Here is a 5,315-nt window from a genome sequence, read left to right as displayed (position 1 = left end):
TCGACCCGGGTGCTGGCGCGGATGTCGGCGCTGCTGCAAGACCGGGTGCCGCTGATCGGGGTCGGCGGCATCGCCAGCGCCGAGGCGGCCTATGCCAAGATCTGCGCCGGGGCCTCGGCGGTGCAGCTTTACACGGCGCTGGTCTATGGCGGCCTGTCGCTGGTCGAAGAGATCGTGCGCGGGCTCGACGCCTGCCTGGAACGCGACGGTTTCGCCAATGTCGCCGAGGCCGTCGGCTGCAAGAGGGAGCAATGGCTGTGATCACCATCTGGCACAATCCGCGCTGTTCGAAATCGCGCCAGACCCTGGCCCTGCTGGAAGGCAGGGGAGATGTGACGGTGCGCAACTATCTCGAGGACACGCCCTCGGCCGATGAAATCCGCGCCGCGCGCGATCTTCTGGGCCTGTCTGCCATTGCCATGATGCGCCCCAAGGAGCCGGCGTTCAAAGAGCTGGGATTGTCCAAGGATGACGACGACGAAAGCCTGATCGCAGCCATGGTCGAGGCGCCGAAACTGATCGAGCGCCCGATCGTCTTCGCCAATGGCAAGGCGGCGCTGGGGCGACCGCCGGAACAGGTGCTGGAGATCCTGTAACCCTCTGCCGGATCACACCGCCCTTGCCCCCTGCGCGGCGCGTTCCAGCGCCGGGTAGCGCATGCCCAGCGTCACCGCCCGCGCGACAAAGGAAATCATCAGCGCCAGCCACAGCCCGTGATTGCCCAAGGGGCCGAGCAGCGCCCAGAGCGCCAGCACGTAGATCGCCACCGCCAGCGCCATCATGTTGCGCATGTCGGCCGAACGGGTGGCGCCGATGAAGATGCCGTCGAACATCACCAGCCCGACCAGCAGCGGCGGCGACAGCACCATCCAGGGCAGGAAGTCGCGCGCCGCCGCGCGCACGCTGTCGTCGCGCGCCATGGTGTCGATCAGCGCCGGGCCGAACAGCCCGAAGACGGCCGAGAACAGCAGCGCGGTGACGATTGCCCACAGGCTCGACAGCAGCGCCGCGCGGCGAATGTGCCGCACCGCCCCGGCGCCAAAGGCCTGGCCGACCAGCGCCTCGGCGGTAAAGGCGAAACCGTCGAGGGCATAGCCGGTGATATGGAGGAATTGCAGCAGCACTTGGTTGGCGGCCAGCGTGGTGTCGCCGAAACGCCCGCCCAAGAGCAGGAAGGACACGAAGATCCCCTGCAACAAGAGCGAGCGGATCAGGATGTCGGTATTGACCACCAGCATGGTCCTTAGCCGCGCCGTGTCGAAGACCAGCCCCCGGTCGCGCCAGATGCTGCCGGCAAAGGCGCCCCGGCACAGCCACAGCCCGAAGCCCAGCCCCGACCACTCGGCAAGGAAGGTCGCCCAGGCCACCCCGGCGACACCCCAGTCCATCCCGAGCACGAACCACAGGTCCAAGAGCACGTTGAGCCCGTTCATCCAGAATTGCAGCGCAAAGACGGCGCGGGTGCGCTCCTGGGCGATCAGCCAGCCGCTGATGCCATAGACCGCCACCGCCCCGGGGGCCGACCAGATGCGGATCTGCATGTAGCCCTGGGCCAGGGTCTCGACCTCGGCGCTGGCCGGCGACACCGCGAAGGCGCCGCGGAACAGCAGGGGCTGCAACAGGATCAGCAGGGCGCCCCCGGCAAGGCCGATCATCAGCGCCCGCACCAGAAGCGCCACCACCTCGGCGCCCTCGCCGGCCCCGGCGGCCTGCGAGGTCAGCCCGGTGGTGCCCATGCGCAGGAAACCGAAGACCCAGTAGATCGCCGACAGGATCACCGCCCCGACCCCCACCGCGGCAATCGGCGCCGCTTCGGGTATCTGGCCGACCACGCCGGTGTCCACGGCGCCGAGAATCGGCACCGTGGCATTGGCCAGAAGGATCGGAAACGCCGTCCTCAGCACCCTGCGGTGGGTGATCGGCAGCCTGTCAGCCACCGTGCTTGGCGGGCATCAGGAAATGGCCGGTGGCCTGGGCGAAGAGCTTGTCGCGCTGATCCTGCCAGGCTTCGACATGGACCGAGGCATAGCGCCGCCCCGAGCGGTTGACCCGGGCCCGGGCATAGGCGTCGCGCGGCAGGCCCGAACGCAGGTAATCGACGGTGAAATCGATCGTCTTGGGCAGCCGCGGCAGGTGGCCGACGGCCAGTTCGCGGCTGTCGATCGAGCCGCTCTCGATGTCTTCCCAGAGCACCGACCAGGCAAGGCCGATCACTGCGGTGGTTTCCAGAAAGCCGGCAATCGCACCGCCATGCAGTGCCGGCAGCATCGGGTTGCCGATCAGTTTCTCGTCAAAGGGCATGATCGCGGTCAGCTCGTCGCCGCGCCGGTCGAACTCGATACCGAGGAACTGTACATAGGGCACGCCGTGCACCAGCGAGTTCAGCGCCGCATCGCGACGTTGCTTGACCACCTGCACGGGTTCGGGGGGTTTGCGCGCCATGTCACTTGCCCTCGACGGTGAAGGTGCCGGTGGCGGTGGCCACCGGGCGGTCCGGGTCTTCGTCCATGGCCACCGCCCGCAGGAAGGCCACCGAGCGTGTGATGTGGTAGCATTCGGCGCGGGTGCGCACCGCCTGCCCCGGCGTCGCGGCGCGCATGTAGTCGATGCGCAGGTCGATGGTCGCGGTGCCGGCCGGCGACGACGGGTGGCTCATCGCCGCCGCGCCGCAGCAGGTGTCCATCAGCGCCGAGACCGCGCCGCCATGCAGCACCCCGGTTTCCGGATCGCCGACGATGCGCAGATCATAGGGCAGTTCCATCACCGCCACCCCTTCGCCGATTTCGACCAGTTCCATGCCCAGCGCGTTGCAATGCGGAATCGCGCTGATGAACTGTTTCGCCATTTTGGTTTTTGCCGGGGTCATATGTCGGGCCTCGCTGGTTTGCCCCTGTTATGATCCTCATTGCCGGTCCTGTGCAAGGGGCGGTTGCGGTTCCGGAAATCCCGGCTTAGGTTTGGCGCCAAGGGAGAATGGCAAATGTCCGATACGCGTCTGACCTTTAAGGAAATGTGCTCGAAATTCGACGTCACGCCCAGAACGTTGCGTTACTACGAGTATATCGAGCTGCTGCAACCCGACCGCGAAGGCCGGTCGCGTTTCTTCGGCCCCCGCGAGGTGGCCCGGATGACGCTGATCATGCGCGGACGCCGCTTCGGCATCAAGCTCGAGGACATCCGCCAATGGCTGCTGATCTACGAGAACGAGGGCACCCAGGCGCAGATGCAGGCCTTTGTCGAAATGGCAGACCGCCAATATGGCGAGTTGGAAGAACAGAAGCTGCAACTTGATCAGGCCATGAGCGAGCTGAAAACCCTGCGCGACGAGACCGCCGCGGCGCTTACCGACTGACTCCGACATCTTTCCCTGCCCGGGCTGCGAATCCGCTTCGCGGCCCGATGACCTGTGTCCGCGAGATGCCACAGCAATCGCGATGCCCGGCTTCCGGCGAAACGCGCCCCGTGGCCGCAACCCTGCCTTGCCATCTCAACGCCGCGTCACGTCGCAAAGTGACGTGACGTCCTACTTACGTCAACGTAAAGTGACATTGTAACCAGTGGAGGCACCTCCCAACTGTTTCCCGAGTGACACGAGACGAAGGGTACACGATGACCGATGAAACCATGACGATCCGCGAGATGTGCGACGCGTTCGACGTCACACCGCGCACCCTGCGGTTTTACGAGGCCAAAGAACTTTTGTTCCCGATCCGCGAGGGTCAGCGCCGCCTGTTCACCAAGCGTGACCGGGCCCGCCTGAAGCTGATCCTGCGCGGCAAGCGTTTCGGGTTTTCCCTCGAGGAAATCCGCCAGCTTCTCGACCTCTACGACATGGGCGACCAGCAGGCGACCCAGTTCGAGCGCACCTATCAGGTCGCCCAGCAGCGCCTCAAGGACATGGAGGAACAGCGCGATGAGCTGAACGAGGCCATCGACGATCTGAAGGAACAACTCAAGTGGGGCGAGAGGATTATCGGCTCGCTGAGCTCGACCAAGAAGGCCGCTGAGTAACCATAGATTTTCGCAGACAGCCTGCAACGCAGGTTGGCTCTGCAACGACCACGACATCAATGGAACCCATGCCATTTCGGCCCATTGATGTCCCAACAAAACGACAGAACACCTTAGGGAAGCCACCGATGCCGATTTACCATGCCCCCGTAAGAGACCTTCAATTCGTCCTTCACGACGTTCTGAACGTGTCGCAATCCGACATTCCCGGCTATGACGAACTGGAAGCGGATTTCACCAACGCGGTCCTCGAAGAGGCCGGCAAGCTGACCGGCGACGTTCTGGCACCGCTGAACGCGGTCGGCGACCAAGAAGGCTGCCGGCTGGAAAACGGCATCGTCTACACGCCGAGCGGCTTCAAGGAGGCGTTCGAGCAGGTCAAGGAAGGTGGCTGGACCGGGCTCGACATGCCCGAGGAATATGGCGGCCAGAACATGCCCTATGTGCTCGGCACGGCGGTCGGCGAGATGTTCTCGTCGTCGAACCAGGCCTTCACCATGTACCAGGGGCTGACCCATGGCGCGGCCGCCGCCATCCTCGCCCATGGCACCGATGAGCAGAAGGCCAAGTGGCTGCCCAAGATGGTCAGCTGCGAATGGACCGGCACCATGAACCTGACCGAGCCCCATTGCGGCACCGACCTCGGGCTGATGCGCACCAAGGCCGAGCCGCAGGACGACGGCAGCTACAGGATTTCCGGCCAGAAGATCTTCATCTCGGCCGGCGATCACGACATGGCCGACAACATCGTGCATCTGGTGCTGGCCAAGGTCCCCGGCGGCCCCGAGGGCATCAAGGGGGTCTCGCTGTTCATCGTGCCGAAATTCCTGGTCGATGACGAGGGCACGATCGGTGCGCGCAACGGCGTTTCGGTGGGCAATATCGAGAAGAAGATGGGCATCCATGGCAACTCGACCTGCGTGCTGAACTATGACGAGGCGACCGGCTACCTGCTGGGCGATCTCAACAAGGGCATGCGCGCCATGTTCACGATGATGAACGAGGCCCGTCTCGGGGTCGGCATGCAGGGTCTGGCAGCGGCCGAGGTCGCCTATCAGAACGCCGTCGAATATGCCAAGGACCGCCTGCAGGGCCGCGCCGTGACCGGCGCCGAAAACCCCGACGGCCCGGCCGACCCGCTGATCGTGCACCCCGATATCCGCCGCTCGCTGATGGACCAGAAAAGCTTTGCCGAGGGCGCCCGCGCCTTCATCCTCTGGGGCGCAACAATGATCGACCAGGCGCACCGCAAGAGCGACAAGGATGCCGACGGGCTGGTCAGCCTGCTGACCCCGGTGATCAAG

General features: G+C 65.0%; 7 protein-coding genes and 1 pseudogene. 5 read left to right on the top strand and 3 right to left on the bottom strand.

The window, feature by feature from the left end:
* Positions 1-261 (top strand): annotated as a pseudogene (locus ABZD10_RS13410) (dihydroorotate dehydrogenase (quinone)); the annotation flags it as partial.
* Positions 252-596, top strand: coding sequence for an arsenate reductase (glutaredoxin) (gene arsC / locus ABZD10_RS13405; RefSeq protein WP_372887204.1), 345 nt, complete (start codon positions 252-254; stop codon positions 594-596). The pseudogene ABZD10_RS13410 and the gene arsC, both read left to right, overlap by 10 nt.
* 12 nt (positions 597-608) lie before the next feature.
* Here the strand turns inward: arsC and ABZD10_RS13400 are convergent, their stop codons facing one another.
* From ABZD10_RS13400 to ABZD10_RS13390, 3 genes are read right to left on the bottom strand one after another with little or no spacing between them, the layout of a single operon-like run.
* The gene (locus tag ABZD10_RS13400) at positions 609-1,937 is read right to left on the bottom strand and encodes an MATE family efflux transporter (RefSeq protein WP_372887202.1); all 1,329 of its coding nucleotides are present in this window, start codon (positions 1,935-1,937) and stop codon (positions 609-611) included.
* Entirely contained in the window at positions 1,930-2,442 is a 513-nt protein-coding gene (locus ABZD10_RS13395; protein ID WP_372887200.1) for a PaaI family thioesterase, read from the bottom strand. Before ABZD10_RS13395 ends, ABZD10_RS13400 begins: the two co-directional genes overlap by 8 nt.
* 1 nt (position 2,443) lies before the next feature.
* Positions 2,444-2,866, bottom strand: a complete 423-nt coding sequence (locus tag ABZD10_RS13390; protein WP_372887198.1) for a PaaI family thioesterase — start codon at positions 2,864-2,866, stop codon at positions 2,444-2,446.
* A gap of 114 nt (positions 2,867-2,980) precedes the next feature.
* Here ABZD10_RS13390 and ABZD10_RS13385 point away from each other — a divergent pair, with 114 nt between their 5' ends.
* The 3 genes from ABZD10_RS13385 to ABZD10_RS13375 form a co-directional block, all read left to right on the top strand.
* Positions 2,981-3,352, top strand: a complete 372-nt coding sequence (locus ABZD10_RS13385; protein WP_372887196.1) for a MerR family DNA-binding transcriptional regulator — start codon at positions 2,981-2,983, stop codon at positions 3,350-3,352.
* 257 nt (positions 3,353-3,609) lie between these two features.
* Entirely contained in the window at positions 3,610-4,011 is a 402-nt protein-coding gene (locus tag ABZD10_RS13380) for a MerR family DNA-binding transcriptional regulator (protein ID WP_372887194.1), read from the top strand.
* A gap of 128 nt (positions 4,012-4,139) precedes the next feature.
* Positions 4,140-5,315: acyl-CoA dehydrogenase family protein (locus ABZD10_RS13375; RefSeq protein WP_372887193.1), on the top strand; the 1,176-nt coding region annotated here is incomplete at its 3' end.

Origin of the sequence: Shimia sp., from assembly GCF_041624275.1 — a bacterium.
Lineage (GTDB): Bacteria > Pseudomonadota > Alphaproteobacteria > Rhodobacterales > Rhodobacteraceae > Shimia.
This window is presented reverse-complemented; position numbering and strand designations above follow the sequence as displayed.